The organism is Micromonospora sp. ALFpr18c (assembly GCF_008868155.1).
Classification (GTDB): domain Bacteria; phylum Actinomycetota; class Actinomycetes; order Mycobacteriales; family Micromonosporaceae; genus Micromonospora.
Window position 1 is genome coordinate 1 of sequence record NZ_WBKR01000375.1, and the last position, 1,726, is coordinate 1,726.

The window sequence follows — 1,726 nt, forward strand, 5'->3', positions numbered from 1 at the left end:
AGGCGAGCGACCCGCCCGACGTCGGCGCTCCGAGCAACTCGACCTGTGCATCCCCGCCCCCGGCCCCGGGCGGGCGGGTCGCCGGGCCGGCGGGCGCTCACGCGACCGGCATCACCTGGCCGGGGTCCGTGACCGTGTCGTCGGTGTCGTACGCGATCGCGTTGGTCACCCGGACGACGCCACTGACCTGGGCCGCGAGCCGGCCGGCGAGGTCGACGGCGGAGCGGTGGTCCACCCGACCGGCGAGGGTGACCTCACCATGGCGAACCTCCACGGTGACCAGGCCGTCCCGCACCGCGAGCACCCGACGCAGCACCTCCTGCACCACGTCCTCCCGGATCTCGGCGTCCGAGCGCAGATGCACCCGCAGCAGGTCGGCGCGGCTCACGATGCCGACCAGCCGGCCGAGGTCGTCGAGCACCGGCAACCTCTTGACCTGCTCGCGGTCCATCAGCCGGGCGGCCGCCGACAGCGTCGCCTCCGGGTACGTGGTGACCGCCGGCGCCGTCATCAGGTCACCGGCCAGCAGCGCCGCACCCTTGCCCCGGGCACCCCGCCGGCGGCGGCTCTCGAAGACGCGCCGCTGCGCTGGCTCCCCGGCATGTTCGATGCGATGCAGAAGGTCAGCCTCGGACACCAGACCCAGCACCCTGCGGAACCCGTCGATCACCGGCGCCGCGCTGACGCCACGGCGCAGCAACACGTCGACGATCTCCCGGTACGGAGTGTCGGCCACCACGGTCGTGACCTCCCGCGTCATCACGTCACCCACCTGCCAGGTCCTCATCACGACCTCCCTCTCGTCATCCGCCTCGGACGCTACGGCCGTACGACGGTCGCGGTCAGAGGCACCGGACCAGGCCGGACCGGGTCCAAGGTCCCGGATCGACGCGGTCCGGTCGGCCCTGCCGCGCACGGCGCGGCGGGAGTGCGCTGAAGGTGCCACCGGGAAGCGCGGTGCGAGGCAGAGAAGGGACGTGGACACCATGACCGCGACGATCGAGCGGGTCACCGCCAACACTCCGGCAGCCGGCACCCGGGAGAGGGCCGTCCGGTACGTCCTGGCCGGCACCCGCCTGGCGCTCGGCTGGATCTTCCTCTGGGCGTTCATCGACAAGCTGTTCGGCCTCGGACTGGCCACCGAGTCGAAGAACGCCTGGATCAACGGCGGCAGCCCCACCAAGGGCTTCCTCACCTTCGGCGTCGCTGGTCCGTTCCAGGACCTCTACGCCGGGATCGCCGGGGCCGCCTGGGCGGACTGGCTGTTCATGATCGGTCTGGCCGGGATCGGCGTCGCCCTCCTGCTGGGCATCGGCATGCGGGTCGCCGCGGTGGCCGGTGGGCTGCTGCTGGTCCTCATGTGGACCGCCGTGCTGCCCCCGGAGAACAACCCCTTCATGGACGACCACCTGATCTACGCCGCGGTGCTCGCGGTGCTGGCACTGGTCAACGCCGGCGACACGTGGGGCCTCGGGCGACTCTGGGCGAAGCTGCCGATCGTGCACCGCCTCCCCTGGCTTCGCTGACCCACCACTACACGGCGGGCGTCCCCATCCGGGCGACGCCCGCCAAACCGCGCACCGCGCACCGCGCACCGCGCACCGCGCACCGCGCACCGCGCACCGCGCACCGCGCCCCGCGCACCGCGCACCGCGCACCGCGCACCGCGCACCGCGCACCGCGCACCGCGCACCGCGCACCGCGCACCGCGCCCCGCGCCCCGCGC

The 1,726-nt window shown here is 73.8% G+C and carries 3 protein-coding genes; 1 reads left to right on the forward strand and 2 read right to left on the reverse strand.

Annotated features, from left to right (window positions below; translation table 11 throughout):
* Positions 1–97 precede the first annotated feature (97 nt).
* Positions 98–787, reverse strand: coding sequence for a CBS domain-containing protein (locus F8271_RS31175; protein WP_151493357.1), 690 nt, complete (start codon positions 785–787; stop codon positions 98–100).
* A gap of 190 nt (positions 788–977) precedes the next feature.
* Here F8271_RS31175 and F8271_RS31180 point away from each other — a divergent pair, with 190 nt between their 5' ends.
* A complete protein-coding gene (locus F8271_RS31180; protein WP_192580550.1) occupies positions 978–1,526 on the forward strand; it encodes a DoxX family membrane protein in 549 nt (182 codons plus the stop codon).
* A 7-nt stretch (positions 1,527–1,533) separates the two neighbouring features.
* Here F8271_RS31180 and F8271_RS33640 read toward each other — a convergent pair.
* Positions 1,534–1,726, reverse strand: a 193-nt coding sequence (locus F8271_RS33640) for a hypothetical protein (protein ID WP_225854895.1), incomplete at its 5' end; no start/stop codon positions are given.

Excerpts from the sequence above, each read along its gene's own strand:
- F8271_RS31175 (WP_151493357.1), bottom strand. The coding sequence starts at position 787 with ATGAGGACCTGGCAGGTGGGTGACGTGATGACGCGGGAGGTCACGACC.